Below are 26,454 nucleotides of genomic sequence, written 5' to 3'. Positions count from 1 at the left end.
GATATCGGTAGATCAGTCAGCATTTCTGTTGAATGTGGCACCGCCATCGCGAGCAAGCTCGCTCCCACAGAGGTTCTGAAGTATCCAGCGACCGTCCACAAAAAAGCCCCCGCTGCCACAATGGCAACGGGGGCTTTTTGATGAGGCTTACATCTCGACCTGCGTCCCCAACTCAATCACCCGGTTCAGCGGCAGATTGAAGAAGCGCAAATTGCCATTGGCGTTCTGCAACATGAAGGCAAACAGCGCCTCACGCCAGCGCGACATGCCTTCGAGCTTGGAAGCGATGACCGTTTCGCGACTGAGGAAGTAAGTCGTGCGCATCGGGCTGAAGTCCAGTTCATCGAGGTGACACAGCTTCAACGCCTTCGGTACGTCCGGTTCGTCGGTGAAGCCGAAGTGCAGGATCACCCGGAAGAAACCTTCGCCGTAGGCATCCACCTCGAAGCGCCGCGTCGGCGGCACCCGCGGAATGTCTTCATACACCACCGTCAGCAGCACCACTTGCTCGTGCAGCACCTGGTTATGCAGCAGGTTGTGCAACAGCGCGTGGGGCACGGCATCCGGCCGCGCCGTGAGGAACACGGCAGTACCCTGAACGCGATGGGGCGGTTGTACCGCGATGCTGCTGATAAAGATCGGCAGCGGCAAACCACCCTCATCGATGCGCTCGACCAGCAACTGCTTGCCGCGCTTCCAGGTGGTCATCAGCACAAACAGCGCGAAACCGGCGATCACCGGAAATGCACCGCCCTGAACGATTTTCGGTACGTTAGCGGCGAAGTACAAACCATCTACCAGCAGGAAACCTAACAGGATCGGCACCACAAGGACCGGTGGCCACTTCCACAGCAGCAGAATCACCGCGGACACCAGGATAGTGGTCATCAGCATGGTGCCCGTCACTGCCACGCCGTAGGCCGAGGCCAGGGCGCCGGAGGATTCGAAACCGATCACCAGCAGAATCACGCCGACCATCAACGCCCAGTTCACCGCACCGATGTAGATCTGGCCCTGTTCGGCACTGGACGTGTGCTGGATATGCATGCGCGGAATGTAACCGAGCTGGATCGCCTGACGGGTCAGGGAGAACGCACCGGAAATCACCGCTTGCGAGGCAATCACCGTGGCCAGGGTCGACAGGCCGACCAGCGGGATCAATGCCCAGCTCGGTGCCAGCAGGTAGAACGGGTTACGGGCAGCTTCCGGATCACCCAGCAGGAGCGCGCCCTGGCCGAAGTAGTTCAGCACCAGCGCCGGCAGCACGAGGATGAACCAGGCTCGAGCGATCGGCTTGCGACCGAAGTGGCCCATGTCCGCGTACAGCGCTTCGGCACCGGTCAGCGCGAGTACCACGGCGCCGAGAATCGTCACACCCATGCCCGGGTGGACCATAAAGAAACGCACACCCCACACCGGGTTCATCGCTTCCAGGACTTCCGGATGCTGGCTGATGCCATAGACGCCCAGTGCACCCAGCACCAGGAACCAAGTGACCATGATCGGCCCGAACAGAATACCGATGCGCGCCGTGCCGTGACGCTGGATCAGAAACAGCGCCACCAGCACCACCAGCGACAATGGCACCACCCAATGGTCGATGCCTTCGAATGCCAGACCCAGGCCTTCAATCGCTGAAAGCACGGAAATCGCCGGGGTAATCATGCTGTCGCCATAGAACAGCGCCGCACCGATCAGCCCGCAAACCACCAACAACGTGCGCAACTTCGCGTGGCCCGCCGCCGCCCGCCGGGCCAGTGCGGTCAGGGCCATGATCCCGCCTTCGCCCTGGTTGTCAGCACGCAGTACGAACATCATGTACTTGATCGACACGACCCAGATCAGCGACCAGAAAATGAGCGCCAGAATCCCCAGCACGCCGTCATGATTGACGGGCACGCCATAGCCACCGGAGAACACTTCTTTGAGGGTGTACAACGGACTGGTGCCGATATCGCCATAAACCACCCCGACTGCTGCGACCAGCATGCCGATCGGCTTAACTGCCGAATGCTCGGCACCGGCAGCCTGACTACTTGCCTGACCCATCCACCACTCCTACTTCTCAGACCCGGGCTTCTTTGAAAGAGCCACTATGCTTTGTCGTGCAGCATGCGCTGTTTTACATCAAGTTACAGACGTTTAGTTGACTGTAAAAAACCAGTAAAGCGTAACGGCGCGAAGCATAGCGCAGCACTCGTCGCATTTCCCTGCATAAAGCTGGTCAAGTGAGCGACTCATCGCTAGAATTGCGCACTTTTTGATCAGAGGCGCAGTTCAAGCGCCCGTCCGTCGGTTTTGCCCTGCCCGGCAAGCGGCGTCACAAAATACCGAGGTTAGACATGTCCACCACTCCTGCGCCGGCCAATCCAAAGGTTGGCTTCGTATCCCTGGGTTGCCCCAAAGCACTGGTCGACTCCGAGCGCATCCTTACCCAGCTGCGCATGGAAGGCTATGACGTCGTGTCCACCTACCAGGACGCCGACGTCGTGGTCGTCAACACCTGCGGCTTCATCGATTCGGCCAAGGCCGAGTCCCTGGAAGTGATCGGCGAAGCCATCAAGGAAAACGGCAAGGTCATCGTGACCGGCTGCATGGGCGTCGAAGAAGGCAACATTCGCGACGTGCACCCGAGCGTGCTGGCCGTGACCGGTCCGCAGCAGTACGAGCAAGTGGTCAACGCCGTGCACGAAGTCGTGCCGCCACGCCAGGACCACAACCCGCTGATCGACCTGGTGCCGCCACAAGGCATCAAGCTGACTCCGCGCCACTACGCCTACCTGAAGATCTCCGAAGGCTGCAACCACAGCTGCAGCTTCTGCATCATCCCGTCGATGCGCGGCAAACTGGTCAGCCGTCCGGTGGGCGACGTGCTCGACGAGGCCCAGCGCCTGGTCAAGTCCGGCGTCAAGGAGCTGTTGGTGATCTCCCAGGACACCAGCGCCTACGGCGTCGACGTGAAATACCGCACCGGTTTCTGGAATGGCGCGCCGGTGAAAACCCGCATGACCGAACTCTGCGAAGCCCTGAGCACCCTCGGCGTCTGGGTTCGCCTGCACTACGTTTACCCGTACCCGCACGTTGACGAGCTGATCCCGCTGATGGCCGCCGGCAAGATCCTGCCGTACCTGGACATCCCGTTCCAGCACGCCAGCCCGAAGGTGTTGAAGTCGATGAAGCGCCCGGCCTTCGAAGACAAGACCCTGGCACGCATCAAGAACTGGCGCGAAATCTGCCCGGACCTGATCATCCGTTCGACCTTCATCGTTGGCTTCCCGGGCGAGACCGAAGAGGACTTCCAGTACCTGCTGAACTGGCTGACCGAAGCCCAGCTCGACCGTGTCGGCTGCTTCCAGTACTCGCCGGTTGAAGGCGCACCAGCCAATGACCTGGACCTGGAAGTCGTCCCGGACGACGTCAAACAGGACCGTTGGGAGCGCTTCATGGCGCACCAGCAGGCCATCAGCTCGGCGCGCCTGCAAATGCGCATCGGCCGCGAGATCGAAGTGCTGGTCGATGAAGTCGACGAGCAAGGCGCCGTTGGCCGCTGCTTCTTCGATGCCCCGGAAATCGACGGCAACGTATTCATCGACAACGGCAGCAACCTCAAGCCAGGCGACAAGGTCTGGTGCAAAGTGACCGACGCCGACGAATACGACCTGTGGGCTGAACAGATCTAGTCGTAAAAAATACAAAAAGCCCCGCTCTCTTGACGAGATGCGGGGCTTTTTTACGACTATCGTTTGCACATGGAAGGATTCCTATCAACCACTGCATAAGAGGCAGACGGGCATGCGTCAGCATTCGGTCATCCACACGCCGAAACTCGGCGACTACGAAGAATTGACCCGGGTCTGGGAGGCCTCGGTGCGCGCCACCCACGACTTCCTGCCCGACAGCTACATCAAACTGCTGAAAAACCTTGTGCTGACCCGCTACCTCGACTCGGTGATGCTGATCTGCACCAAGGATTCGAGCCAGCGCATCACCGGATTCGCCGGCGTCGCGGCCGGCAAGATCGAAATGCTCTTCATCGATCCCGACCATCGCGGCCAGGGCCTGGGCAAGAAATTGTTGCGCTATGCCCTGGAACACCTGAACGCCGATGAACTGGACGTCAACGAACAGAACCCGCAAGCCCTCGGCTTTTACTTCAAACAGGGTTTCGAGGTCATCGGTCGCTCGGAAGTCGATGGCATGGGACAGCCGTATCCGTTGTTGCACATGCGTATGCGTCAAAGCCACAAACGTTCACAGCACGGCTGACACAAACACGAACCAGATGTGGGAGCGAGCCTGCTCGCGAAGACGGTGTGTCAGACACCATTGATGTCAACTGACAGATTGCATTCGCGAGCAGGCTCGCTCCCACAAAAAGCCTCACTGCGTAAATGGAACCGGGATTAACCGGCGCCAGGCAGGTACAATGCCCACCCCTTTTTGTTACGGCCCTGACATGACTGACCCGATTCGTCTCTCCAAACGCCTCATCGAACTCGTCGGCTGTTCCCGTCGGGAGGCTGAGCTGTTCATCGAGGGCGGCTGGGTCACCGTCGACGGCGTGGTCATCGACGAGCCGCAATTCAAGGTCGACACCCAGAAAGTCGAGCTTGATCCAGAAGCCAAGGCCACCGCGCCAGAACCGGTGACCCTGCTGCTCAACGTGCCGGCCGGCATGGACGCAGACACCGCCATGGCCACCCTCGGCGCCGAGACCCTGAGCGAAGAACACCGCTACGGCAAGCGCCCCTTGCGTGGGCACTTCCTGCGACTGACCGCCAGCACCGACCTGCAGGCCAACGCCAGCGGGCTGCTGGTGTTCACCCAGGATTGGAAAATCCTGCGCAAACTCACCGCCGACTCCAACAAGATCGAGCAAGAGTATGTGGTCGAGGTTGAAGGCGAGATGGTGGCTCACGGCCTCAACCGTCTGAACCATGGCCTGACCTACAAGGGCAAGGAATTGCCGGCGGTCAAGGCCAGCTGGCAGAACGAAAACCGCCTGCGCTTTGCCATGAAGAACCCGCAACCGGGCATCATCGCCCTGCTGTGCCAGGCCGTCGGCCTGAAGGTCGTCGCCATCCGCCGCATCCGCATCGGCGGCGTGTCCATCGGCAAAGTGCCCGTGGGGCAATGGCGCTACTTGTCCGGCAAAGAGAAGTTCTAAGGCTTCCCGCGCCGCCACACTTTTCGGTGCTGCTGTTTTCGGCGGCACCCATAGCTGAATTATCAGGACTGCACACATGATTCATAACGACGTACTGCGCAGCGTGCGCTACATGCTCGACATCAGCGACAAGAAAGTCATCGAGATCATCAAGCTCGGCGGCCTGGACGTGACCCTGGCAGACCTGGTGACCTATCTCGACAAGAAAGAGGAAGACGAGGAAGGCTTTGTACGCTGCCCCGACGAAGTCATGGCACATTTCCTCGACGGCCTGGTGATCTTCAAGCGCGGCAAGGACGAGAGCCGTCCGCCGCAGCCGATCGAAGTGCCGGTGACCAACAACATCATCCTGAAAAAGCTGCGGGTCGCATTCGAGCTGAAAGAAGACGACATGCACGCGATCCTCAAGGCCGCCGAGTTCCCGGTGTCCAAGCCTGAGCTGAGCGCGCTGTTCCGCAAGTTCGGCCACACCAACTATCGCCCGTGCGGCGACCAGTTGCTGCGCAATTTCCTCAAGGGGCTGACTCTGCGAGTGCGCCCGCAGTAAACCGTTCCCTGTAGGAGCGAGCTTGCTCGCGATGGATTCGACAACGCCGCGATTATCCAGCAAACACGCGTTATCGTTAGCGACCATCGCTGGCCAGCTCCTACAAGGCCGAATGCCCCCTCATTCTCTTCGAAATAGTGGCTCCGCTGACCGCGGCTGACGACTAGGGTGTAAAGACCTCAGTTCTCAGGATTCGCCATGCATCCCTACTTTTCCCTGCAAGGCCGCACCGCCCTGGTGACCGGCGGCACCCGTGGTATCGGCAAGATGATCGCCAAGGCCTACGTCGAGGCGGGCGCCACCGTGTACATCTGCGCCCGCGACGCCGAAACCTGCCGGCAAACCGCCGACGAACTCGGAGCGCTCGGACACTGCCACGCCATGGTGGCCAACCTCGCCACCGAAGAGGGCGTCCTGCAACTGGCCACACGCCTGGGCGAGCAGATTTCCCAACTGGACATCCTGGTGAACAATGCCGGCACCACCTGGGGTGCACCACTGGAGAGCTACCCGATCAAGGGCTGGGAAAAAGTCATGCAGCTCAACGTGACATCGGTATTCAACTGTATCCAGCAATTGCTGCCCCTGCTGCGCAAGGCCGGTTCAGCGCAGAATCCCGCGCGGATCATCAACATTGGTTCGGTGGCCGGGATTTCATCGTTCGGCGAACAGGCTTATGCCTACGGGCCGAGCAAGGCGGCGCTGCATCAACTGTCGAGGATTCTGGCGCGCGAACTGGTGAGCCAGCACATCAATGTCAATGTGATCGCCCCGGGTCGCTTTCCGAGCAAGATGACCCGGCACATTGGCGATGATGAACAGGCATTGGCTGAGGATACGGCGCTGATTCCCATGAAGCGTTGGGGCCGCGAGGAAGAGATGGCGGCGCTGGCGATCAGTCTGGCGAGTACGGCCGGAGCCTATATGACCGGGAATATCATTCCTTTGGATGGCGGATTCAGTCTGTAGATCGGCGGCGCGCCCATCGCGGGCAAGCCACGCTCCCACAGGGTTCTAGAGCGCACACAAAATTTGTGTCGATCACAAAACCTGTGGGAGCGTGGCTTGCCCGCGATGACGGACTGACAGGCGCCACCGGGCTAGAGGTCACGTGAGTTATCATGCCCCCCTCTTCCCGCCTCGACCTCAAACCATGACCTACAGCGTTTCCCCCATCGGCTTCGTACGCTCCTGCTTCAAGGAGAAGTTCGCCATTCCGCGCCAGCCACAACTGGCCCCGGCTGCCCGTGGGGTACTGGAACTGGTGGCTCCGTTCGATCAAGGGGATGCAGTGCAGGGCCTGGAGCAGGTCAGCCACGTGTGGCTGCTGTTCCTGTTCCACCAGGCCCTGGAAGAAAAGCCTCGCCTGAAGGTCCGCCCCCCTCGCCTCGGCGGCAATAAATCCATGGGTGTGTTTGCCACCCGCGCCACCCACCGCCCCAATGGCATCGGGCAATCAGTGGTGAAACTGGACAGGGTCGAAGCCAACCGCCTGTGGATCTCGGGCATCGATTTGCTTGATGGCACGCCGATTCTCGATATCAAGCCCTACGTACCCTACGCCGACATCGTCGATACAGCCGCCAACAGCATCGCCAGCGCTGCGCCGCAGCTGATTCCCGTGCAGTGGACGGACTCAGCACTGCTGCAGGCTCACGAGCATGCCCGGCGCCTTGATGAGCCTTTGGTTGAGCTGATCGAGCAATGCCTGGCGCAAGACCCACGCCCGGCCTATCAAACGCCGGCACCCGAGCGGGAATACGGCGCGCAGTTCTGGGATCTGGATGTGCGTTGGCACTACCCGACACCGGAGCTGATCCGCGTCCTGGAAGTCATTCCTGCAAAGGGCTGAACGCCGGAATCGAATAAGCCCGCATGACCTTCCCAAGTCATGCGGGCTTTTCAGATGGGCTGCAAATCTACTGTAGGAGCGAGCCTGCTCGCGAAAAACCTGAGGACGCCGCTGGGTATCAAGCTTCCCGCGTTATCGTTGACCTCCATCGCGAGCAGGCTCGCTCCTACAACGTGACCTGCGGTCACTTCTCTACGAACGCACGCTCGATCAGGTAGTCACCCGGCTCGCGCATCCGCGGCGAAACCTTCAGGCCGAAGCTGTTCAGCACTTCGCTGGTCTCGTCGAGCATGCTCGGGCTGCCGCACAGCATGGCGCGGTCGTCCTGCGGGTTGATCGGAGGCAGACCGATGTCGCTGAACAGCTTGCCGCTGCGCATCAGGTCGGTCAGGCGACCTTCGTTCTCGAACGGCTCGCGGGTCACGGTCGGGTAGTAGATCAACTTGTCACGCAGGGCTTCGCCGAAGAATTCGTTCTGCGGCAGGTGCTCGGTGATGAACTCGCGGTAAGCGACTTCGTTGACGTAACGCACGCCGTGGCACAGGATCACTTTTTCGAAACGCTCGTAGGTTTCCGGGTCCTGGATGACGCTCATGAACGGCGCCAGACCGGTACCGGTGCTGAGCAGGTACAAATGTTTGCCTGGCTTCAAGTCATCCAGCACCAGCGTGCCGGTAGGCTTCTTGCTGATGATGATCTCGTCGCCTTCCTTCAGGTGCTGCAACTGCGAAGTCAGCGGACCATCAGGCACCTTGATGCTGAAGAACTCGAGATGCTCTTCCCAGTTCGGGCTGGCAATCGAGTAAGCGCGCATAAGCGGGCGGCCGTTGGGCTGTTGCAGGCCGATCATCACGAACTGACCGTTCTCGAAGCGCAGGCCCGGATCACGGGTGCACTTGAAGCTGAACAGAGTGTCGTTCCAGTGGTGAACACTGAGGACACGCTCGTGGTTCATGTTGCTCATGTACGTGGGACTCCTGGAGATTGGTCTGCGCGTGTTCGGTGTGCTCTGCAAGAAAGCCAGCTCTGCGCAATTGCATCGCATTCTAAAGGCAGAGACAATATCTGTTAAATGGATTATTAAGATAAGGGTTATCGGTTATATCGATATGCGATTTACTCTCCGTCAACTTCAAGTATTCGTCGCTGTCGCCCAGCAGGAAAGCGTGTCCCGTGCTGCGGGCCTGCTCAACCTCTCGCAATCGGCGGCGAGCACCTCGATCACCGAACTGGAGCGCCAGTGCAGCTGCCAACTGTTCGACCGCGCCGGCAAACGGCTGAGCCTGAACGCCCTCGGTAAACAACTATTGCCGCAAGCGGTCGCCCTGCTGGACCAGGCCAAGGAAATCGAAGACCTGCTCAACGGCAAGTCCGGTTTCGGCTCGCTGGCCGTGGGCGCGACCCTGACCATCGGCAATTACCTGGCCACCCTGCTGATCGGCAGCTTCATGCAGCGCCATCCGGAAAGCCAGGTGAAGCTGCATGTGCAGAACACTGCCAATATTGTGCAGCAGGTGGCCCACTATGAAATTGACCTGGGTCTGATCGAAGGCGACTGCAGTCACCCGGACATCGAAGTGCAAAGCTGGGTCGAGGACGAACTGGTGGTATTTTGCGCCCCTCAGCATCCGCTGGCCAAGCGCGGCACGGCCACCATGGACGAATTGAGCCACGAAGCCTGGATCTTGCGCGAACAGGGTTCCGGCACACGGTTGACCTTCGATCAAGCCATGCGTCATCACCGTTCTGCTTTGAATATCCGTCTGGAGCTTGAGCACACCGAAGCGATCAAGCGCGCGGTGGAGTCAGGTTTGGGAATTGGCTGCATTTCCCGGCTGGCTTTGCGCGACGCATTTCGCCGCGGCAGCCTGGTGCCTGTCGAAACGCCGGATCTGGATCTGGCGCGACAGTTTTATTTCATCTGGCATAAACAGAAATATCAGACCTCGGCGATGCGCGAATTCCTCGATCTGTGCCGCGCCTTCACCGCCGGGGTTCAGCGCAGCGACGAGATCGTGCTGCCGACGATCGCTTAGAGCAGGATGACCGCCCACACCAGGGCAATCATGCTCAATGCCACGAACTGGGCGGCACTGCCCATGTCCTTGGCATTCTTGGACAGCGGGTGCCGTTCAAGGGAAATGCGGTCGATGGCCGCTTCCACGGCCGAATTGAGCAACTCGACGATCAACGCCAACAGGCAGACCGCGATCAACAACGCCTGTTCGACCCGGCTGACATTCAGGAAGAACGACAAGGGAATCAGGATGACGTTGAGCAATACCAGTTGCCGAAAAGCGGCTTCGCCGGTGAAGGCTGCGCGCAGGCCATCCAGCGAATAACCGGAGGCATTGAGAATACGTTTCAGACCGGTCTGGCCTTTGAAAGGTGACATAGAGTGGGCAACTGACAAAAAAGGAAGTGGGAAAGCTAGTTCAACCAAAGTCAAAAAAGCGTGAAGTTGCCAGCCTTTAAAGGCTGGAAGTTGACTCAAGTTGTTGCAAGAGCAGCGCAGCCTGGGTCCGGGTCCGCACATTCAGTTTACGGAAAATCGCGGTCACGTGCGCCTTGATAGTCGCCTCGGAAACACTCAACTCGTAGGCGATCTGCTTGTTCAGCAAGCCTTCGCAGACCATGGTCAGCACGCGGAATTGCTGCGGCGTCAGACTGGCAAGGCCTTCGCTGGCGGCCTTGGCCTCTGCCGAGACGCTGACCGCTTCGAACGCCTGCGGTGGCCAGAACACATCGCCATCGAGGACCGCACGCACGGCTTTCTGGATCACACTCAAGTCGCTGGATTTGGGAATGAAGCCACTGGCGCCGAATTCGCGGGACTTGACCATGATGGTCGGCTCTTCCTGGGCCGAGACCATGACCACCGGAATCTGCGGGTACTGACCGCGCAGCAGGACCAGCCCGGAAAAACCGTAGGCCCCCGGCATGTTCAGGTCCAGCAGTACCAGATCCCAGTCGGACTTTTCCGTCAGGCGGACTTCCAGTTCGGCAATGCTCGCCACCTCCACCAGACGGACATCCGGGCCAAGGCCCAGGGTCAACGCTTGATGCAAGGCACTACGAAACAGCGGATGGTCATCGGCAATCAGGATTTCGTATGTGGCCATTTTTCAAGTGATCCTGTTTTTCAGGGGACGCCCGATGCATTCGGACCTCGCCAAAGCACCTCAAGGCACAGCCATGGAGCTGCACTGACAAGGCACGCTCAACGCAAAAAAAGCCATTGCAAACGCTGGCCGCACCCTGATCGGCGCCAAGCATGCCCAGCGAAGCCAGGGTGGTCAAGCAGCATGCCCGGTACAGTTTATCGCAGTATGAGCAACAATCAGTCCACCCATGGAGTGACCGACTGGACATAGGGCATCAACTCGGCATGCGCCGGGGTCGAAACGTTCATGTCCAACTGATGTTTGGCGTCGAGGTAATGCTGGCTGAACACATCAAAGTAGGCATCCAGCGCCGAGGCTGCGTCGACATCGCCCGCAAGGTCGAGACACAGCGCCGCCACTTCCGCCGTGCACAGATGCTCGCTGCGGGTCGAGCGGCGCAACCGGTAGCGCGAGAGTTTTTCGGGCAGCAGGCTGAGGATCGGCAATCGATCGAAATAGGGACTCTTGCGAAAGATCTTCCGCGCTTCGGTCCAGGTCGCGTCCAACAGAATGAACAACGGACGCTTCGCGCCATCGACATCCACACTGTTTGTCACCCGCTCAGGCTCGACATATTCACCCGGAAACACCAGGTACGGCTGCCATTGCGGATCGGACAACAGCGCCAGCAACTTCGGATCGACCTCCGTACGGGACCAGATGAAGGCGTGGTTGTCAGGGACCACGTCGGCGATCAGCCAACCGGTGTTGCTCGGCTTGAACACTTCCTTGTTGGTCATGATCAGGCATACACCAGAGCGAGTCGCGACCTGCGGACGCCATGCGCACAGGCAGTGGCTCTCGATCACCCGGCAGTCACGGCAACGCGGCGCACGCCAGCCACGGGCCTGAATCGGCTTGATGCCCTCCTCCTCACGCTGATCGCGCAAGCGGGCTACGGCATTCAAGGCAAAGCGCGCGGGGGTGGGGCTCATAGCGGGCAACGCCCACAGAGAAGGGAACTCGACACGAAAAACACTCGACAGGGTAAAAAGTGCCAGCAGTTTACCAGACCGCCCGGTGCAAGCCTGTACCGTCCAGCCCGCCTCCCCTATAATTCGCCGCCACTGAACGCACAGTCACGTGACGGGTCAAACCCCCATCACTGAACCAGGAGAGTTTCATGCTGCGCCTTATCGTTCCTACCGCGGCTATTTTGCTGGCGTCGTCCCTCAATGCCCAGGCTGCGTCCTTGAAAGACACGGAACTGAACAAAATGCTGCAAAACGTCGCCACCCAGAGCAGCGTCGGCACTCCTCGAGCGATCAACGAAGACATACTCGATCAAGGCTACACCGTTGAAGGCAAACAGCTGATCAACCACCTGAGCGTGCAGAGCAGCCACGCCGACAAGATGCGTGCAGACCCGAAGGCTGTGTACTTCCAGTTGGGTGCTTCTGTCTGCAGAAACGAAGGGTTTCGCAAGCTGATGGCCAAGGGCGCGATCATGCGTTACGACTTCACCGAGGTGAAGACCAACCGTCCGGTTGGTTCCGCAAGCTTCCAGGAATCGGATTGCCTGCAACCGGCCAAGAAGAAAAAGTAATCACCGGGAATTGGCGCGCCGCTGTTCATCCTCGGCGCGCAATTCTGCCAGCAGCGCCTGCAAGTAATGCGAACGGCGTTCGCCGCCACGCAAACGCCGGCAGCACTCCTCTTCGAGGCTCAAATGATTGGCCTCGGCTGATGACTTCAACAATCGATACAGTTGCGTATCGACCTCCAGAACGACTCTGGCCATGGTTTCCCGCCTCCCTGCACTTCACTCATGTTTGAGCGATTAAATCCTTGAACTGCATATACCGTGCGTCCTGCCGTTGACGCAAAGTTGTCGTGTGGCACCTGTAACTTAGTAAATCAGAGTGCGGCACACGCGACGCCTGATCAGACGAGCGGTGAAACCACCTTGCAAATCGTCAATAAGCGGTTGCCAGCAAAGACGTTGTGGCGCAATGATCAATCAGCGCAAATCATTGTGAAGGTCTAAATTTCAGGTATCCACCTTCACTTTTTCAGGGCTGGAAAGGGGCTGGCCGTCGCTTGTCGTATTGTGCGATTGTTTCTTTCATCCAAGGGAAAAACAGAACCTGTTTGGATGATCCGATGCCTTTCGGGTCAAGTAGATCGCCCAGGCATGGGCCTGGGCAGACAGCGACACATGAAGTGTCGTGGCGCGGCGTACGTTGTCGGGCCGAAGGTTCTGTGCAGAAGGAGAAGTTGAATGCCTTACCAACCGAATGACCTCCTGAGCCGTCATTTTGAAGAAAGCGGCCACGACCTCCTCAGCAAGGTCGAAGAACAACTCAAGCTGATTTCACCCAACAGCCCGAATATCCCGATCTACCGTGACATGATCCTGACCGTGCTGCGCATGGCCCAGGAAGACCACAACCGCTGGAACGCCAAAATCACCCTGCAAGCCCTGCGCGAACTGGAACAGGCCTTCCGCGTGCTCGAACAATTCAAGGGACGGCGCAAGGTCACGGTTTTCGGCTCGGCCCGTACCCCCATGGAACATCCGCTCTACAGGATGGCCCGGGAACTCGGCGCCGCTCTGGCGCGCTCGGACATGATGGTCATTACCGGCGCCGGTGGCGGCATCATGGCCGCCGCCCACGAGGGAGCCGGCCTGACACACAGCCTGGGGTTCAACATCACCCTGCCCTTCGAGCAGCATGCCAACCCCACTGTCGACGGCACGACCAACCTGCTGCCCTTCCATTTTTTCTTCACCCGCAAGCTGTTCTTCGTCAAGGAAGCCGATGCCCTGGTGCTGTGCCCGGGCGGCTTTGGCACGCTGGATGAAGCCCTGGAAGTGCTGACGCTGATTCAGACCGGCAAGAGCCCATTGGTGCCCGTGGTGCTGCTCGACGCGCCGGGCGGTAAATTCTGGCAAGGCGCACTGGACTTCATTCACCAGCAACTGGAGGAAAACCACTACATCCTGCCCACTGACATGAAGCTGGTGAGACTGGTCTACAACGTCGAAGAAGCGGTAGAGCACATCAACCAGTTCTACGGCAACTTCCACTCCAGTCGCTGGCTCAAGCATCAGTTCCTGATTCGCATGAATCACTCACTCAACGACCAGGCACTCGAATACATGCAGGAGGCTTTCGCCGACCTGTGCCTGAGTGATCATTTCCATCAGCACACTTACAGCGGTGAGGAACACGACGAAGCCGAATTCAGCCATCTGGCGCGACTGGTCTTCAACTTCAACGCCCGCAATCATGGCCGCCTGCGCGAACTTGTGGACTACATCAACCTGCCGGAAAACTGGGCACAATCAAAATCCCAGGCACAACAACGCACGCGGGAGTCGTCAAAGGTTACGTGAGGCATAAAAAAAACGGCCCGCTATCGAAATAGCAGGCCGTTTCAGTTCAGTCGTCCATCCCTCGACCGCTGAACAGGCGGTTGATCATTTCCATGGAGTATCCCCGATACGCCAGGAACCTGCCTTGTTTGGCGCGCTCCCGGACATCTGCCGGCAATTGCCCGGAGAATTTACGTCGCCAGGTGTCGGCCAGTTGCTCCTGCCAGTCGATACCGCTCTCACGCAGGGCAAGTTCAATATCGGTGCGCTGCAGGCCGCGCTGGCTCAACTCTTCACGAATGCGTAAAGGGCCATAACCGGAACGGGCACGATAGGAAACAAAACTTTCGAGGTAACGGGTTTCAGACAACAACCCCTCTTCCGTCAACCGGTCGAGTGCTGTTTCGATCATTTCAGGGAGGGCGCCGCGCTGACGCAGTTTACGCGTCAGCTCGACTCGACCGTGCTCGCGTCGTGCGAGCAGGTCCATTGCGGTTCGCCGCACCGCGACGAGTGTATCGAGTACGGCGGTCATCGCTTCGATCAGATATCAGCGTCAACCAGGTCGTCTTCGGTCTCTTTGACCGCAGAAGCTTTGGCGTCTGCTACGGATGCCGGGGACAGGAGCTTGTCACGCAGTTGCTTCTCCAGCTTTGCCGCGACTTCCGGGTTGTCCGCCAGGAACTTGGCCGAGTTGGCCTTGCCCTGACCGATCTTGGTGCCTTCATAGGCATACCAGGCGCCGGACTTCTCAACGAAACCGTGCAGAACACCCAGGTCGATCATCTCACCGTTGAGGTAGATGCCCTTGCCGTAAAGAATCTGGAACTCGGCCTGACGGAACGGCGAAGCTACCTTGTTCTTCACGACCTTGACGCGGGTTTCGCTACCAACGACTTCATCACCTTCCTTCACCGCGCCAGTACGACGGATGTCCAGACGAACCGATGCGTAGAACTTCAGAGCGTTACCACCGGTGGTGGTTTCCGGGCTACCGAACATCACGCCGATTTTCATGCGGATCTGGTTGATGAAGATCACCAGGCAGTTGGCGTTCTTGATGTTACCGGTGATTTTACGCAGAGCCTGGGACATCAGGCGAGCTTGCAGGCCCACGTGCATGTCACCCATTTCGCCTTCGATTTCAGCCTTTGGCACCAGGGCGGCCACGGAGTCGACGATGATCACGTCAACCGCGTTGGAACGCACCAGCATGTCGGTGATTTCCAGGGCCTGCTCGCCGGTGTCCGGCTGGGAAACCAGCAGGTCGTCAACGTTGACGCCCAGCTTGCCGGCGTACTCAGGGTCGAGGGCGTGTTCGGCGTCGACGAATGCGCAGGTCGCGCCGGCTTTTTGAGCCTGGGCGATCACGGACAAGGTCAGCGTGGTTTTACCGGAAGATTCAGGACCGTAGATTTCAACAATACGGCCTTTTGGCAGACCGCCGATGCCAAGAGCAATGTCCAGACCCAGAGAGCCAGTGGAAATGGCCGGGATCGCCTGACGGTCCTGATCGCCCATACGCATTACGGCACCCTTGCCGAATTGACGTTCGATCTGACCCAGGGCCGCAGCCAAGGCTTTCTTCTTGTTGTCGTCCATTAAAGTCCTCACGTAATCAATAAGGCCTGACGGCCAACACCTGTATAAGTAGCCAGTATTATTCCACAGCGATTCCGGATCGCCTACCCCTGATTTGAGATTTCTGCCGTGGCATAGCGCAGCAGCCCCTCTAGCGCGGCCTTCACCGTTTGTCGGCGCACCTCGTCGCGGTCACCGGCGAAGTGTTGCAACTCGCTGAACACTCGCTCGCCCACACCCCAGGCCAGCCAAACCGTCCCCACCGGCTTGCTCGGCGAACCACCGTCCGGCCCGGCTACGCCACTGACCGCCACGGAAAAATACGCACGACTTTTCTCCTGCGCGCCCCTGGCCATTGCCTCGACCACCTCGCGACTGACCGCCCCCACCGTGGTGAACAACTCCACAGGAACATCCAGTTGCAGGTTCTTCTGCAGATTGGAGTAGGTGACATAACCGGCCTCGAACCACGCCGAGCTGCCGGGAATACGGGTAATCGCCTCGGCGATCCCGCCTCCGGTGCAGGACTCGGCCGTGGAAACGTGGGCATTGAGAACCTGCAGTTGCCTGCCAAGGTCAGCGGCGAGTTGAGTGATTACTTTCACGGTCATCTCCTGATGGGCGGAATGGGTTAACCGTACACCAGCAGACCGCACTTGCAAGCGACTGGAGCGATCAAAATGTAAAGAACCAGAGGCTCTGGAAAAGGCCTGCCGAGGATTCAATCTTCGACGTCGCCGGATGGAACTTGACTGACGCCCATGCGCTTGGCCGCCCAACGCTCATACAAACCCAAAACCACGTCAGTCCCGGCCATCGCCGCCAAACAACCGCCTGCACAAGCAGCCCAAATGGAAATATTGGCGGCGTGCAGCAACATGATGACCGAGGCGCCGCAGATCATGCTGGAGCCAGACCGCAGGCTCAGGCGCCGGATAAGGGGCCAGCCACGAACGCCCTCTTTATCGGCACGCCACATTTCACCGGTAACGCCACCGAGTATTGGCAGGCTGATGACCAGCCAAAGAGGCATGTCCAGCAACGCATATTGCTCAGCGGTCATTTCATGCCTCCTTGAGTGAACGGTCATACCGTGTTCTTGAATGGATAGGCAACAAGATTATGCATTTGTGCATATTCAGTCAATGCGTAAACGCATACAAGGAGACAATCCGATGCTTTCAGCAAACGAAAAAAAACCGCTCAGGAAGCGGGTTTCATCTGAACGCAGGGGGTGTCAGCGGGCGTACATGCCCCACCAGAAGACATGTCCGAGGATAACAATCGGCTCCTCCTGGATGTCCTGAAAGGTGTAATCCTCGTCCGGGTGTTCATCACGATTAAAGCTGCGCAGACGGATCCCGGTCGGCAGGCGATAAAGCTGCTTTACCCGAAGTTGGCCGTTGTGATTGATTGCATAAAGGTCGCCGTCAACGATATCGCCAATGCCGCACTTGCCAGCATTGACCCCGACCGTGGCGCCATCGCGCAGTACCGGCAGCATGCTGTTGCCCCGCACTGTCACGCACTTGGCCTGGTCGAACTGTACGCCGTTATGGCGCAGGCTACGTTTGCCGAAACGCAGGCTAGAGCGCTCGCTTTCTTCGATGACGAATCTTCCCGATCCTGCGGCCAATTCAACCTCGCGAAGAAAGGGGACCGACACCTCGTCGTCATCGACAGGGGTATCGTCGTCCCACAGGCTGATATCCTTGAGTTCCGAATGCACAGGAGCGCGCCCGGCATTGGTGACGGGCGCGACGTCCGCGCGACCGCGCAACTGGTCGGTGCTCACGGAAAAATAGTCGGCAATTTTCGAAATGTGCCGATCCGAAGGATCGACGATCTTCCCGCTGAGAATACGCGAGAGCGTGGATTGAGGCACGCCGGTACGACGGTGAAGCTCCATGGGGGAGATCCCGTGCTGATCGAGCAATACTCTTAAGACAGTAGATACGTTGCGTTTGTGCATAACGCGCATAGTGCTGGTTATTTTCGCAGAAGACAAATGCCCAATTGCATAATCGATGCATGACCTGTTTTTTGCATCGTAAAAGAGGTCACCCGGCCGCGATGCCTGCGTCGGGTAGAGCGCCCATGGTAACCTTGCGCCCATCGCGGAAAAGCCCGGCCGTTGCCCCGCTTTTGCCCCACCTATTTCAACGAGCTTCCTGACAATCCGATGAATAAAGCCGTCTCCGACCTGTCCTCCCACACCCCGATGATGCAGCAGTACTGGCGCCTGAAAAACCAGCACCCGGACCAGCTGATGTTCTACCGCATGGGCGACTTCTACGAGATCTTCTATGAAGACGCGAAGAAGGCCGCCAAGTTGCTGGACATCACCCTGACCGCCCGCGGGCAGTCGGCGGGGCAGGCGATTCCGATGTGCGGGATTCCTTACCATGCCGCCGAAGGTTACCTGGCGAAACTGGTGAAGCTTGGCGAATCGGTGGTGATCTGCGAGCAGGTCGGTGACCCGGCCACCAGCAAAGGGCCCGTGGAGCGGCAGGTGGTGCGCATCATCACACCGGGGACGGTGAGTGACGAGGCGCTGCTGGATGAGCGTCGAGACAACCTGATCGCTGCCGTTCTGGGTGACGAGCGCCTGTTCGGTCTGGCGGTGCTGGACATCACCAGTGGCAACTTCAGCGTGCTGGAAATCAAGGGGTGGGAAAATCTGCTGGCGGAGCTGGAGCGGGTCAACCCGGTGGAACTGCTGATCCCGGATGACTGGCCCAAGGATTTGCCGGCGGAAAAACGCCGCGGTGTGCGTCGCCGTGCGCCATGGGATTTCGAGCGCGATTCAGCGCTCAAAAGCCTGTGCCAGCAATTCTCGACCCAGGACCTCAAAGGCTTTGGCTGCGAAAACCTGACGCTGGCCATCGGCGCCGCCGGTTGCCTGCTGGCTTACGCCAAGGAAACCCAGCGCACTGCCCTGCCTCACTTGCGCAGCTTGCGTCATGAACGCCTCGACGACACCGTGGTGCTCGATGGCGCCAGCCGTCGCAACCTGGAACTCGACACCAACCTGGCCGGGGGCCGCGACAATACCCTGCAATCGGTGGTGGACCGTTGCCAGACGGCCATGGGTAGCCGCCTGCTGACCCGCTGGCTGAATCGCCCGTTACGCGATTTGACGGTGCTGTTGGCGCGCCAGACCTCGATCACCTGCCTGCTCGACGGTTACCGCTTCGAGAGACTGCAACCGCAGCTCAAGGAAATCGGCGACATCGAGCGGATTCTTGCGCGGATCGGCCTGCGCAATGCCCGCCCGCGCGACCTCGCCCGCTTGCGTGACGCCCTCGGCGCACTGCCCGAACTACAAGTGGCAATGACGGAGCTTGAAGCCCCGCACCTCCAGCAACTCGCCAGCATCACCAGCACCTACCCGGAGCTGGCGGCACTGCTGGAGAAGGCCATCATCGACAACCCGCCCGCGGTCATTCGTGACGGTGGTGTACTGAAAACCGGCTACGACAGCGAACTCGACGAACTGCAATCGCTCAGCGAAAACGCCGGACAATTCCTGATCGACCTCGAGGCACGGGAAAAGGCCCGCACCGGCCTGTCGCACCTGAAGGTCGGTTACAACCGCATTCACGGTTACTTCATCGAGCTGCCAAGCAAGCAGGCTGAGTCGGCACCGGCCGACTATATTCGCCGCCAGACGCTCAAAGGCGCCGAGCGTTTCATTACGCCGGAACTCAAGGCGTTCGAAGACAAGGCATTGTCAGCCAAGAGCCGCGCCCTGGCCCGCGAGAAGATGCTGTACGAAGCACTGCTCGAAGACCTCATCGCCCAACTTCCACCCTTGCAGGACACCGCCGGCGCCCTGGCCGAACTGGACGTCTTGAGCAACCTGGCCGAGCGTGCACTGAACCTCGACCTGAACTGCCCGCGCTTCGTCAGTGAGCCGTGTATGCGCATCAGCCAGGGCCGCCATCCGGTGGTCGAGCAAGTGCTCACCACGCCGTTCGTGGCCAACGACCTGAGCCTGGACGACAACACCCGCATGCTGGTGATCACCGGCCCGAACATGGGCGGTAAATCCACCTACATGCGTCAGACCGCTCTGATTGTGCTGCTGGCGCATATCGGCAGCTTCGTGCCGGCGGCCAGTTGCGAATTGTCGCTGGTCGATCGCATCTTCACCCGGATCGGTTCCAGCGATGACCTGGCTGGCGGGCGCTCGACCTTCATGGTGGAAATGAGCGAAACCGCGAACATTCTGCACAACGCCACCGAGCGCAGCCTGGTGTTGATGGACGAAGTCGGGCGCGGCACCAGCACCTTCGACGGCCTGTCGCTGGCCTGGGCGGCGGCCGAACGCCTGGCGCATCTGCGTGCCTACACGCTGTTCGCCACCCACTACTTCGAACTGACCGTCCTGCCGGAGGCCCAGCCGCTGGTGGCCAACGTTCACCTCAATGCCACCGAGCACAATGAACGCATCGTGTTCCTGCACCACGTGCTGCCCGGCCCGGCCAGCCAGAGTTACGGCCTGGCGGTCGCGCAGCTGGCGGGCGTACCAAGTGAGGTGATCACCCGTGCCCGCGAGCATTTGAGCCGCCTGGAAGACACCGCACTGCCCCATGAGTCGCCAGCACCTGCCAAAGGTAAACCGGCGGTTCCACAGCAAAGCGACCTGTTTGCCAGCCTGCCACACCCGGTGCTGGAGGAACTGGCCAAGCTCGATCTGGACGACATGACACCACGTCGTGCTCTCGAAATGCTCTATACACTGAAGACACGGATCTAACGCAGCGGCTTGCAAGCTGTTAGAATCTCGCGCGGTTTGGGATGCTGCTGGCTAATAGCCTGGCCAGCAGACTATCGCTCCCAAACCTGGCGACCCCTACGAGAAGGGGCGCAGCAAGCCGCGCCTGAGGAGAAAATTAGAAATGACCTTCGTCGTCACCGACAACTGCATCAAGTGCAAGTACACCGACTGCGTAGAAGTCTGTCCGGTGGACTGCTTTTACGAAGGCCCGAATTTCCTGGTGATTCACCCGGATGAGTGCATCGATTGCGCGCTGTGCGAACCTGAATGCCCTGCCGTGGCTATCTTCTCCGAAGATGAGGTTCCGGCCGGCATGGAGAACTTCATCGAGCTGAACGCTGAGCTGGCCGATATCTGGCCGAACATCACCGAACGCAAGGATCCAATGCCCGATTCCGCAGAATGGGATGGCAAGCCAGGCAAGATCGCAGACCTCGAACGCTGATTACCCCCGCGTTCGCGAAAAAGGCCCCACAAGGGCCTTTTTGCTTTTCTGCAGGCAAAAAAAGGGGCGGTTTGACCCGCCCACATTTTTTCCCTATTCCCTGTGTTCCTTTTCATCGTCCTGATGAATCGCGTCCTGCGATTTCCCTATCCCTCATCCTTGAAGGACGTGTCTGTCCGTTGACACAACCTGAATACTAGAGCTTTTCACTCCCGGATCAATCGCCCCTTGGCGCGTAATCCAACTGTCACACGTCATTAATAATAAAAAATAGCCATATAAATCAAAAAGATAAAAACGAAAGGCGTTCAACATGGACGATTGCCAGGGTGTAAAAATAACGAACACTTACGCAAGTGTAAGCCTGGGCTTACAGCACAAAACCGAAATCCCGAGGGGATTCGGTCTACTGGTCAGGCAATAAAAAACCCCGAGCCAGTCGGGGTTTTTCATGCCATCGCAGTGAGTGCCTTATTGGAACAGCGACTCGCTCGACAGACCATTTTTTTCCAGTATCTCGCGCAGCCGCTTCAAGCCTTCCACCTGAATCTGCCGGACCCTCTCGCGGGTCAGGCCGATTTCCAGGCCGACGTCTTCAAGGGTGCTGCTTTCATGACCGCGCAGGCCGAAGCGGCGTACAACCACTTCGCGTTGCTTGTCGGTCAGTTCCGAGAGCCATTGATCGATGCTCTGGGACAGGTCGTCGTCCTGCAACAGTTCGCATGGATCGGTCGGGCGGTCGTCAGTCAGGGTGTCGAGCAGGGTTTTATCCGAATCCGGCCCCAGCGAGACGTCAACGGAGGAAACACGCTCGTTAAGGCCGAGCATACGCTTGACCTCTCCCACCGGTTTTTCCAGCAGGTTGGCGATTTCTTCGGGTGAGGGTTCATGGTCGAGTTTTTGCGTCAGTTCCCGCGCAGCCCGCAGGTACACATTCAGCTCTTTGACTACATGGATCGGCAGCCGGATGGTCCGGGTCTGATTCATGATTGCACGTTCGATGGTCTGGCGAATCCACCAGGTCGCGTAGGTCGAGAAACGGAAACCGCGTTCCGGATCGAACTTCTCCACCGCCCGGATCAAGCCGAGGTTGCCCTCTTCGATCAGGTCCAGTAGCGACAGCCCACGATTGACATAGCGTCGGGCGATTTTCACCACCAGTCGCAGGTTGCTTTCGATCATGCGCTTGCGCCCGGCCGGATCGCCACTTTGCGACAGGCGCGCAAAATGAACTTCTTCTTCGGGTGATAGGAGGGGAGAAAAACCAATTTCATTGAGATACAGCTGCGTGGCATCGAGTGCCCGCGTGTAGTCAATGTACTTGTGTTGTTTCAACGATGCGGAGTGTTTGGATTTGGCACGAACGGAAGGTGGAGCCGCCCCTTCATCATTCGACATCGAATCCGTATCAATGCTGCTCTCCATCAGGAGAACCTCATCGTCGATGTCAAACTCCGGCACTTCTTTACTGAGAGCCATTGTTATAGTCCTTTGGTGAGTTCGACCTCAAGCTCAAGCGGCGCCTCTCTCCCTGGCAACGCTGGAGCCTGTCCCCTCTACGCGACGGAACAGGCTGGTAAGCGATCAACGACGTGGCAGGAATTGCAGCGGATCTACAGGTTTACCCTGGCGGCGAATCTCAAAATGCAGTTTCACCCGGTCTGTACCCGTTGACCCCATTTCGGCAATTGTCTGTCCGACCTTGACCTGCTGCCCCTCCCGAACCAACAGCCTGCGGTTATGTCCGTAGGCACTAACGTAGGTTTCACTGTGCTTGATGATCACTAATTCGCCGTAGCCCCTTAAGCCACTCCCGGCATATACCACCGTCCCATCAGACGCAGCTAAAACAGGCTGTCCCAAATCTCCGGCGATATCAATTCCTTTATTCAAACTACCGTTTGAAGAGAATTTTCCAATCAGAATGCCATTAGATGGCCATCCCCAGCCGGTCGGGGCTGGCCCCGGAGGAGGTAACGGAGCGGGGGCAGGTTTGTTCGCGACGGACGGTACAACTGTCGTTGTGCTGGTAGTCGTACCGTTTGCCGAACGACGGATGACCGTGGTTTTACTCGACGACGAAGGCGTTGAACTGGACGAACTGACCACAGCCGTCGACGTTGAACCGGTACGACCATCAAAGCGAATCGTCTGACCCGGACGGATGGTGTAGGGCGCGGGAATATTGTTTCGGGCTGCAAGGGCCTTGTAGTCCCAGCCGTAACGGAAAGCAATGGAAAACAGGGTGTCCTTGGGACGCACCACGTATTGCCCGGTGGTCACGGCTGGACGCTGAGCCGCCGCATTGTTGCGGTCCACGACACGAACATCACTGGATTTGTTGCTGGAACAACCGACCAGCAATGTACTCAATACAAGGCCAGTCACCAGGCGCTGAAAGCTCGTTTTACTCATACGCTGCGCAATGACTGTGAGACTCACCCGCCGCTCCCTCTGTGGTGGCTGAAAATGTTAAATACCGGAGTCCGGCATGAACTGTCGCAAGTATAACGGGCCGTGCACGCTTTACCTTTAATGTGGCGAATCGCTGTCGCGCACACGTTTGCTGCCTGAAGATGAATCCCGTTGAAACAATCGATACCGCTGTAAGACAAAGGCAATCGAAGAGAATTCAGCGCGCCGAAACAAATGCTCAGGCCAATGGCCCATTGAGCAATGGCACGAAGCGCACAGCTCCCAGAACATGCCTGGAAAAACCTTGTTCCTCGCGGATGATCAGCATCAATTGCTGGACTTCGCCGGCCCCGACCGGGATCACCATTCGGCCTCCCGGAGCCAACTGGTCAAGCAATGCCTGGGGCACGTCAGTCGCCACGGCGGTGACGATAATCCCGTTGTACGGCGCCAGCGCCGGCCAGCCTTCCCAACCATCGCCCCAGCGGAACACCACGTTGCGCAGGTTCAGTTCGACCAGACGTTCCTTTGCCCGATCCTGCAGAACCTTGATGCGCTCGACCGAGAACACACGCTCGACCAGTTGCGACAGCACTGCCGTCTGATAACCCGACCCGGTGCCGATTTCCAGCACCTTGTCGAGGGGACCGGCCTCCAGCAGCAGCTCGCTCATGCGCGCCACCATATAAGGCTGGGAGATGGTCTGGTTGTTGCCAATCGGCAGCGCAGTGTCTTCATAGGCACGGTGCGCCAGCGCTTCGTCGACGAACAGGTGACGCGGGGTCCGGCGAATGACCTCCAGCACCCTGGCGTTGGAAATGCCTTCTTCGTACAGGCGCTGAATCAGCCGCTCCCGGGTTCGCTGGGAGGTCATGCCGATGCCGCGACGCAGCATATCGTCTTGTTCGCGACCCATCAGCGCAGCCCCTCCAGCCAGCCGTCCAGACTTCTGAAGGCATCATTGAAGGTGCGATCCAGTTGCAACGGCGTGATCGACACATAACCCTGCATCACTGCATGGAAATCGGTACCCGGTCCACCGTCCTCGGCATCTCCGGCCGCGGCGATCCAGTAACCGGACTTGCCTCGCGGATCTACCACTTTAATCGGTGCCGCGGCACGGGCTCGATGGCCCAGGCGGGTCAACTGGATACCGCGGATGCGATCGAGCGGCAAATTCGGAATGTTCACGTTCAGTACCGTACGCGGTGGCAGATCCAGGTCAGCATGGGCTTCAACCAGTTTGCGCGCGAAATGGGCAGCTGTGGGAAGGTTCTCTACCTGGCGTGAGACCAGCGAAAAGGCAAACGAAGGGTGTTTCAGGAAACGCCCCTCAAGGGCCGCCGCCACCGTGCCGGAATACAGGACATCGTCCCCCAGGTTCGCGCCCAGGTTGATACCGGAAACCACCATGTCCGCTTCGCGCTCCAGCAGGCCGTTGAGGCCCAGGTGCACACAATCGGTTGGCGTGCCGTTGAGGCTGATAAAGCCGTTGGCCAGGGTTTGCGGGTGCAACGGACGGTCGAGCGTCAGCGAACTGCTGGCGCCGCTCTTGTCCTGGTCCGGGGCGATAACCACGCACTCGGTGTAATCCGCCAGCGCAGCATAAAGCGCGGCGAGACCGGGTGCTGTTACCCCATCGTCGTTAGAAATCAGAATACGCATGGGCTGTCCGTCTGCCCCACCGGCACCAGATCAACAAGCTCGCGCACCAATACGGTGGCGAAGCATCCGGCCGGCAGGACGAATTCCAGTTGCAGAATGTCCAGCGAGGGATAATGCCACGTCAAACCGCCAATGGGCAGCCGCAGGATGCGACGTTCGTGGCTCATACCGGCGTTGATCAGCCAATCACGCAAATCCGCTTCGCGTTCGGCGATGGCCTGTTCCAGTTCATGGACAACCCCCAGGGCCGGCGAGTCACCTTCGCCCCACTGCGGACCGGTCGGGTGCAGATCGAGAATTGCCAGGCGCGGGTCGCTGCACTCGGCTTCACCTGCCGGGAAAAAGCTGCGGCTGTCGGTAAATGCCAGCAGATCGCCCACCTGGGCACGCTGCCAGGTGCCGTCGGCGACACGTGCAGCCAATACCTGGTTGAACAGAAAACTGCGCGCCGTGGAGAGCAGCCGCGAGCGTACGTTACGCTGCTCCGGCAGGGCCTTGCGCGCGGCCCAGGCGCGAGCATCGACGACGTTACCGCCGTCATGGCCGAAACGCTGGGCGCCGAAATAATTGGGGATGCCTTGTTTGGCGATTAGTTGCAGGCGCTCTTCAAGCGCAGCCTTGTCACCGGCGAACTGCGTCAGGCGCAAGGTAAAGCCGTTGGCCGAGTGCGCGCCACGTTGCAGCTTGCGCTTGTGGCGGGCGGTCTTGAGGATCTTCAGCGTATCGTTTTCCGCGGCTGTCAAATCAGGGTCGGCCTTGCCCGGCAGCTGCACGCTGAACCACTGGCGAGTCAACGCCTGACGGTCCTTGAGCCCGGCATAACTGACGGTACGCAAGGGCACACCCGCAGCCTTGGCAATCCGGCGCGCCGCTTCTTCAGTATTCAGGCCGCGCTTTTCCACCCATATCCACAGGTGTTCGCCTTCGCCACTGAGGGGAATGTCGAGGACTTCGTCGACCTGGAAGTCTTCCGCGATCGCCTTGAGGACCGCCGTGCCGAGAGCCTCACCGTAAGCCCTCGGGCCGAGCAATTGCATTTCGTTCATGCGCGCAGCAACAAGGCAACAGAGTGCACGGCAATGCCTTCTTCGCGACCGACAAAGCCGAGCTTTTCGGTGGTGGTAGCTTTCACGTTCACTTGATCCAACTCTACTTGAAGATCCGCGGCAATCAGCGCGCGCATCGATTCGATATGCGGGGCCATTTTCGGCGCCTGGGCGACGATGGTGTTGTCGACGTTGCCGACTTTCCAGCCCTTGGCATGGACCAGTGCGACGACGTGACGCAACAGCGCACGGCTGTCGGCGCCCTTGAATTGCGGGTCGGTATCCGGGAAATGCTTGCCGATGTCACCCAGCGCCGCAGCGCCGAGCAAGGCATCGCTCAAGGCGTGCAAGAGGACGTCACCGTCTGAGTGGGCGAGCAGCCCGAAGCTGTGTGCAATGCGCACACCGCCCAGAGTGATGAAATCGCCTTCAGCGAAACGGTGCACATCATAGCCGTGGCCAATACGCAT

At 59.1% G+C, this 26,454-nt stretch carries 28 protein-coding genes; 11 read left to right on the top strand and 17 right to left on the bottom strand.

Going from position 1 to position 26,454, the window contains the following annotated elements:
* Positions 1 to 147: 147 nt before the first annotated feature.
* Positions 148 to 2,049, bottom strand: coding sequence for a potassium transporter Kup (locus Q8X48_RS10590; protein ID WP_407800670.1), 1,902 nt, complete (start codon positions 2,047 to 2,049; stop codon positions 148 to 150).
* Between the two features lie 293 nt (positions 2,050 to 2,342).
* Between Q8X48_RS10590 and rimO the strand changes: the two genes are divergently transcribed.
* From rimO to tsaA, 6 genes are all read left to right on the top strand, one after another.
* The gene (gene rimO, locus Q8X48_RS10585; protein ID WP_025110809.1) at positions 2,343 to 3,680 is read left to right on the top strand and encodes a 30S ribosomal protein S12 methylthiotransferase RimO; all 1,338 of its coding nucleotides are present in this window, start codon (positions 2,343 to 2,345) and stop codon (positions 3,678 to 3,680) included.
* Between the two features lie 112 nt (positions 3,681 to 3,792).
* Entirely contained in the window at positions 3,793 to 4,266 is a 474-nt protein-coding gene (locus tag Q8X48_RS10580) for a GNAT family N-acetyltransferase (protein WP_407800669.1), read from the top strand.
* 190 nt (positions 4,267 to 4,456) lie between these two features.
* Complete coding sequence (locus tag Q8X48_RS10575) at positions 4,457 to 5,167, top strand: rRNA pseudouridine synthase (RefSeq protein WP_126049700.1); 711 nt, start codon at positions 4,457 to 4,459, stop codon at positions 5,165 to 5,167.
* Between the two features lie 76 nt (positions 5,168 to 5,243).
* Entirely contained in the window at positions 5,244 to 5,714 is a 471-nt protein-coding gene (locus Q8X48_RS10570; RefSeq protein ID WP_007971161.1) for a DUF1456 family protein, read from the top strand.
* Between the two features lie 198 nt (positions 5,715 to 5,912).
* Positions 5,913 to 6,683: an SDR family oxidoreductase gene (locus tag Q8X48_RS10565; protein WP_126049698.1), complete on the top strand. Its 771-nt coding sequence runs from the start codon at positions 5,913 to 5,915 to the stop codon at positions 6,681 to 6,683.
* Positions 6,684 to 6,867: 184 nt separating this feature from the next.
* Complete coding sequence (gene tsaA, locus Q8X48_RS10560; protein ID WP_015093793.1) at positions 6,868 to 7,566, top strand: tRNA (N6-threonylcarbamoyladenosine(37)-N6)-methyltransferase TrmO; 699 nt, start codon at positions 6,868 to 6,870, stop codon at positions 7,564 to 7,566.
* 184 nt (positions 7,567 to 7,750) lie between these two features.
* Here the strand turns inward: tsaA and fpr are convergent, their stop codons facing one another.
* The gene (gene fpr, locus Q8X48_RS10555) at positions 7,751 to 8,530 is read right to left on the bottom strand and encodes a ferredoxin-NADP reductase (RefSeq protein ID WP_003443014.1); all 780 of its coding nucleotides are present in this window, start codon (positions 8,528 to 8,530) and stop codon (positions 7,751 to 7,753) included.
* 145 nt (positions 8,531 to 8,675) lie between these two features.
* Here fpr and Q8X48_RS10550 point away from each other — a divergent pair, with 145 nt between their 5' ends.
* Positions 8,676 to 9,602 carry a LysR family transcriptional regulator gene (locus Q8X48_RS10550; protein ID WP_126049694.1) on the top strand — a complete coding sequence of 309 codons (927 nt, stop codon included), beginning with the start codon at positions 8,676 to 8,678 and terminating at the stop codon, positions 9,600 to 9,602.
* Here Q8X48_RS10550 and Q8X48_RS10545 read toward each other — a convergent pair.
* From Q8X48_RS10545 to Q8X48_RS10535, 3 genes are all read right to left on the bottom strand, one after another.
* Positions 9,599 to 9,961 (bottom strand): diacylglycerol kinase, encoded by a 363-nt coding sequence (locus tag Q8X48_RS10545; protein WP_015093791.1) that lies wholly within the window; start codon positions 9,959 to 9,961, stop codon positions 9,599 to 9,601. The two genes, Q8X48_RS10550 and Q8X48_RS10545, sit on opposite strands and share 4 nt — an antisense overlap.
* A gap of 76 nt (positions 9,962 to 10,037) precedes the next feature.
* Entirely contained in the window at positions 10,038 to 10,688 is a 651-nt protein-coding gene (gene erdR, locus Q8X48_RS10540) for a response regulator transcription factor ErdR (RefSeq protein WP_095965056.1), read from the bottom strand.
* Positions 10,689 to 10,906: 218 nt separating this feature from the next.
* Positions 10,907 to 11,665: a tRNA-uridine aminocarboxypropyltransferase gene (locus tag Q8X48_RS10535; protein ID WP_095965055.1), complete on the bottom strand. Its 759-nt coding sequence runs from the start codon at positions 11,663 to 11,665 to the stop codon at positions 10,907 to 10,909.
* Positions 11,666 to 11,853: 188 nt separating this feature from the next.
* Between Q8X48_RS10535 and Q8X48_RS10530 the strand changes: the two genes are divergently transcribed.
* Positions 11,854 to 12,276: a quorum-sensing-regulated virulence factor family protein gene (locus Q8X48_RS10530; protein ID WP_007971154.1), complete on the top strand. Its 423-nt coding sequence runs from the start codon at positions 11,854 to 11,856 to the stop codon at positions 12,274 to 12,276.
* Here Q8X48_RS10530 and Q8X48_RS10525 read toward each other — a convergent pair whose 3' ends face one another.
* Positions 12,277 to 12,471, bottom strand: coding sequence for a hypothetical protein (locus Q8X48_RS10525; RefSeq protein ID WP_007971153.1), 195 nt, complete (start codon positions 12,469 to 12,471; stop codon positions 12,277 to 12,279). It lies immediately after the preceding gene.
* A gap of 480 nt (positions 12,472 to 12,951) precedes the next feature.
* Between Q8X48_RS10525 and Q8X48_RS10520 the strand changes: the two genes are divergently transcribed.
* Positions 12,952 to 14,070, top strand: coding sequence for a TIGR00730 family Rossman fold protein (locus Q8X48_RS10520; RefSeq protein ID WP_015093788.1), 1,119 nt, complete (start codon positions 12,952 to 12,954; stop codon positions 14,068 to 14,070).
* Positions 14,071 to 14,116: 46 nt separating this feature from the next.
* Here the strand turns inward: Q8X48_RS10520 and recX are convergent, their stop codons facing one another.
* The 5 genes from recX to Q8X48_RS10495 all read right to left on the bottom strand — a co-directional run bounded on the left by recX (position 14,117) and on the right by Q8X48_RS10495 (position 17,602).
* A complete protein-coding gene (recX, locus tag Q8X48_RS10515; protein ID WP_095965054.1) occupies positions 14,117 to 14,584 on the bottom strand; it encodes a recombination regulator RecX in 468 nt (155 codons plus the stop codon).
* Between the two features lie 8 nt (positions 14,585 to 14,592).
* Positions 14,593 to 15,651: a recombinase RecA gene (gene recA / locus Q8X48_RS10510; protein WP_007971148.1), complete on the bottom strand. Its 1,059-nt coding sequence runs from the start codon at positions 15,649 to 15,651 to the stop codon at positions 14,593 to 14,595.
* Between the two features lie 83 nt (positions 15,652 to 15,734).
* Positions 15,735 to 16,235, bottom strand: a complete 501-nt coding sequence (locus tag Q8X48_RS10505) for a CinA family protein (RefSeq protein WP_126049686.1) — start codon at positions 16,233 to 16,235, stop codon at positions 15,735 to 15,737.
* Between the two features lie 116 nt (positions 16,236 to 16,351).
* Positions 16,352 to 16,693 (bottom strand): phage holin family protein, encoded by a 342-nt coding sequence (locus Q8X48_RS10500; protein ID WP_407800668.1) that lies wholly within the window; start codon positions 16,691 to 16,693, stop codon positions 16,352 to 16,354.
* Between the two features lie 174 nt (positions 16,694 to 16,867).
* Positions 16,868 to 17,602 (bottom strand): LexA family transcriptional regulator, encoded by a 735-nt coding sequence (locus Q8X48_RS10495; RefSeq protein ID WP_407800667.1) that lies wholly within the window; start codon positions 17,600 to 17,602, stop codon positions 16,868 to 16,870.
* A gap of 210 nt (positions 17,603 to 17,812) precedes the next feature.
* On the opposite strand from Q8X48_RS10495, the gene mutS reads away from it, so the two are divergent.
* The gene (gene mutS / locus Q8X48_RS10490; RefSeq protein ID WP_095965052.1) at positions 17,813 to 20,392 is read left to right on the top strand and encodes a DNA mismatch repair protein MutS; all 2,580 of its coding nucleotides are present in this window, start codon (positions 17,813 to 17,815) and stop codon (positions 20,390 to 20,392) included.
* A gap of 142 nt (positions 20,393 to 20,534) precedes the next feature.
* The gene (fdxA, locus tag Q8X48_RS10485) at positions 20,535 to 20,858 is read left to right on the top strand and encodes a ferredoxin FdxA (protein ID WP_007970729.1); all 324 of its coding nucleotides are present in this window, start codon (positions 20,535 to 20,537) and stop codon (positions 20,856 to 20,858) included.
* 471 nt (positions 20,859 to 21,329) lie between these two features.
* Here the strand turns inward: fdxA and rpoS are convergent, their stop codons facing one another.
* The 6 genes from rpoS to ispF all read right to left on the bottom strand — a co-directional run bounded on the left by rpoS (position 21,330) and on the right by ispF (position 26,454).
* Entirely contained in the window at positions 21,330 to 22,337 is a 1,008-nt protein-coding gene (gene rpoS / locus Q8X48_RS10480; protein WP_007990225.1) for an RNA polymerase sigma factor RpoS, read from the bottom strand.
* A gap of 105 nt (positions 22,338 to 22,442) precedes the next feature.
* Positions 22,443 to 23,300 carry a peptidoglycan DD-metalloendopeptidase family protein gene (locus tag Q8X48_RS10475; protein ID WP_015093782.1) on the bottom strand — a complete coding sequence of 286 codons (858 nt, stop codon included), beginning with the start codon at positions 23,298 to 23,300 and terminating at the stop codon, positions 22,443 to 22,445.
* A gap of 211 nt (positions 23,301 to 23,511) precedes the next feature.
* The gene (locus tag Q8X48_RS10470) at positions 23,512 to 24,147 is read right to left on the bottom strand and encodes a protein-L-isoaspartate(D-aspartate) O-methyltransferase (RefSeq protein WP_172435346.1); all 636 of its coding nucleotides are present in this window, start codon (positions 24,145 to 24,147) and stop codon (positions 23,512 to 23,514) included.
* A gap of 41 nt (positions 24,148 to 24,188) precedes the next feature.
* Positions 24,189 to 24,938, bottom strand: a complete 750-nt coding sequence (surE, locus tag Q8X48_RS10465; protein ID WP_015093781.1) for a 5'/3'-nucleotidase SurE — start codon at positions 24,936 to 24,938, stop codon at positions 24,189 to 24,191.
* On the bottom strand, positions 24,926 to 25,984 hold the full coding sequence (truD, locus tag Q8X48_RS10460) for a tRNA pseudouridine(13) synthase TruD (protein WP_407800666.1): 1,059 nt from the start codon (positions 25,982 to 25,984) through the stop codon (positions 24,926 to 24,928). The genes surE and truD overlap by 13 nt, the downstream gene beginning before the upstream one ends.
* On the bottom strand, positions 25,981 to 26,454 hold the full coding sequence (gene ispF / locus Q8X48_RS10455; RefSeq protein WP_007970721.1) for a 2-C-methyl-D-erythritol 2,4-cyclodiphosphate synthase: 474 nt from the start codon (positions 26,452 to 26,454) through the stop codon (positions 25,981 to 25,983). The genes truD and ispF overlap by 4 nt, the downstream gene beginning before the upstream one ends.

Origin of the sequence: Pseudomonas sp. QLc11A (assembly GCF_052112305.1) — a bacterium.
GTDB lineage: Bacteria > Pseudomonadota > Gammaproteobacteria > Pseudomonadales > Pseudomonadaceae > Aquipseudomonas > Aquipseudomonas laurylsulfatiphila.
This window is presented reverse-complemented; position numbering and strand designations above follow the sequence as displayed.

Bases quoted from the DNA above. Each gene is read 5' to 3' on its own strand.
- Q8X48_RS10590 (WP_407800670.1), bottom strand. From the start codon at position 2,049: ATGGGTCAGGCAAGTAGTCAGGCTGCCGGTGCCGAGCATTCGGCAGTT.
- rimO (WP_025110809.1), top strand. From the start codon at position 2,343: ATGTCCACCACTCCTGCGCCGGCCAATCCAAAGGTTGGCTTCGTATCC.
- Q8X48_RS10580 (WP_407800669.1), top strand. From the start codon at position 3,793: ATGCGTCAGCATTCGGTCATCCACACGCCGAAACTCGGCGACTACGAA.
- Q8X48_RS10575 (WP_126049700.1), top strand. From the start codon at position 4,457: ATGACTGACCCGATTCGTCTCTCCAAACGCCTCATCGAACTCGTCGGC.
- Q8X48_RS10570 (WP_007971161.1), top strand. From the start codon at position 5,244: ATGATTCATAACGACGTACTGCGCAGCGTGCGCTACATGCTCGACATC.
- Q8X48_RS10565 (WP_126049698.1), top strand. From the start codon at position 5,913: ATGCATCCCTACTTTTCCCTGCAAGGCCGCACCGCCCTGGTGACCGGC.
- tsaA (WP_015093793.1), top strand. From the start codon at position 6,868: ATGACCTACAGCGTTTCCCCCATCGGCTTCGTACGCTCCTGCTTCAAG.
- fpr (WP_003443014.1), bottom strand. From the start codon at position 8,530: ATGAGCAACATGAACCACGAGCGTGTCCTCAGTGTTCACCACTGGAAC.
- Q8X48_RS10550 (WP_126049694.1), top strand. From the start codon at position 8,676: ATGCGATTTACTCTCCGTCAACTTCAAGTATTCGTCGCTGTCGCCCAG.
- Q8X48_RS10545 (WP_015093791.1), bottom strand. From the start codon at position 9,961: ATGTCACCTTTCAAAGGCCAGACCGGTCTGAAACGTATTCTCAATGCC.
- erdR (WP_095965056.1), bottom strand. From the start codon at position 10,688: ATGGCCACATACGAAATCCTGATTGCCGATGACCATCCGCTGTTTCGT.
- Q8X48_RS10535 (WP_095965055.1), bottom strand. From the start codon at position 11,665: ATGAGCCCCACCCCCGCGCGCTTTGCCTTGAATGCCGTAGCCCGCTTG.
- Q8X48_RS10530 (WP_007971154.1), top strand. From the start codon at position 11,854: ATGCTGCGCCTTATCGTTCCTACCGCGGCTATTTTGCTGGCGTCGTCC.
- Q8X48_RS10525 (WP_007971153.1), bottom strand. From the start codon at position 12,471: ATGGCCAGAGTCGTTCTGGAGGTCGATACGCAACTGTATCGATTGTTG.
- Q8X48_RS10520 (WP_015093788.1), top strand. From the start codon at position 12,952: ATGCCTTACCAACCGAATGACCTCCTGAGCCGTCATTTTGAAGAAAGC.
- recX (WP_095965054.1), bottom strand. From the start codon at position 14,584: ATGACCGCCGTACTCGATACACTCGTCGCGGTGCGGCGAACCGCAATG.
- recA (WP_007971148.1), bottom strand. From the start codon at position 15,651: ATGGACGACAACAAGAAGAAAGCCTTGGCTGCGGCCCTGGGTCAGATC.
- Q8X48_RS10500 (WP_407800668.1), bottom strand. From the start codon at position 16,693: ATGACCGCTGAGCAATATGCGTTGCTGGACATGCCTCTTTGGCTGGTC.
- Q8X48_RS10495 (WP_407800667.1), bottom strand. From the start codon at position 17,602: ATGCACAAACGCAACGTATCTACTGTCTTAAGAGTATTGCTCGATCAG.
- mutS (WP_095965052.1), top strand. From the start codon at position 17,813: ATGAATAAAGCCGTCTCCGACCTGTCCTCCCACACCCCGATGATGCAG.
- fdxA (WP_007970729.1), top strand. From the start codon at position 20,535: ATGACCTTCGTCGTCACCGACAACTGCATCAAGTGCAAGTACACCGAC.
- rpoS (WP_007990225.1), bottom strand. From the start codon at position 22,337: ATGGCTCTCAGTAAAGAAGTGCCGGAGTTTGACATCGACGATGAGGTT.
- Q8X48_RS10470 (WP_172435346.1), bottom strand. From the start codon at position 24,147: ATGACCTCCCAGCGAACCCGGGAGCGGCTGATTCAGCGCCTGTACGAA.
- surE (WP_015093781.1), bottom strand. From the start codon at position 24,938: ATGCGTATTCTGATTTCTAACGACGATGGGGTAACAGCACCCGGTCTC.
- truD (WP_407800666.1), bottom strand. From the start codon at position 25,984: ATGAACGAAATGCAATTGCTCGGCCCGAGGGCTTACGGTGAGGCTCTC.
- ispF (WP_007970721.1), bottom strand. From the start codon at position 26,454: ATGCGTATTGGCCACGGCTATGATGTGCACCGTTTCGCTGAAGGCGAT.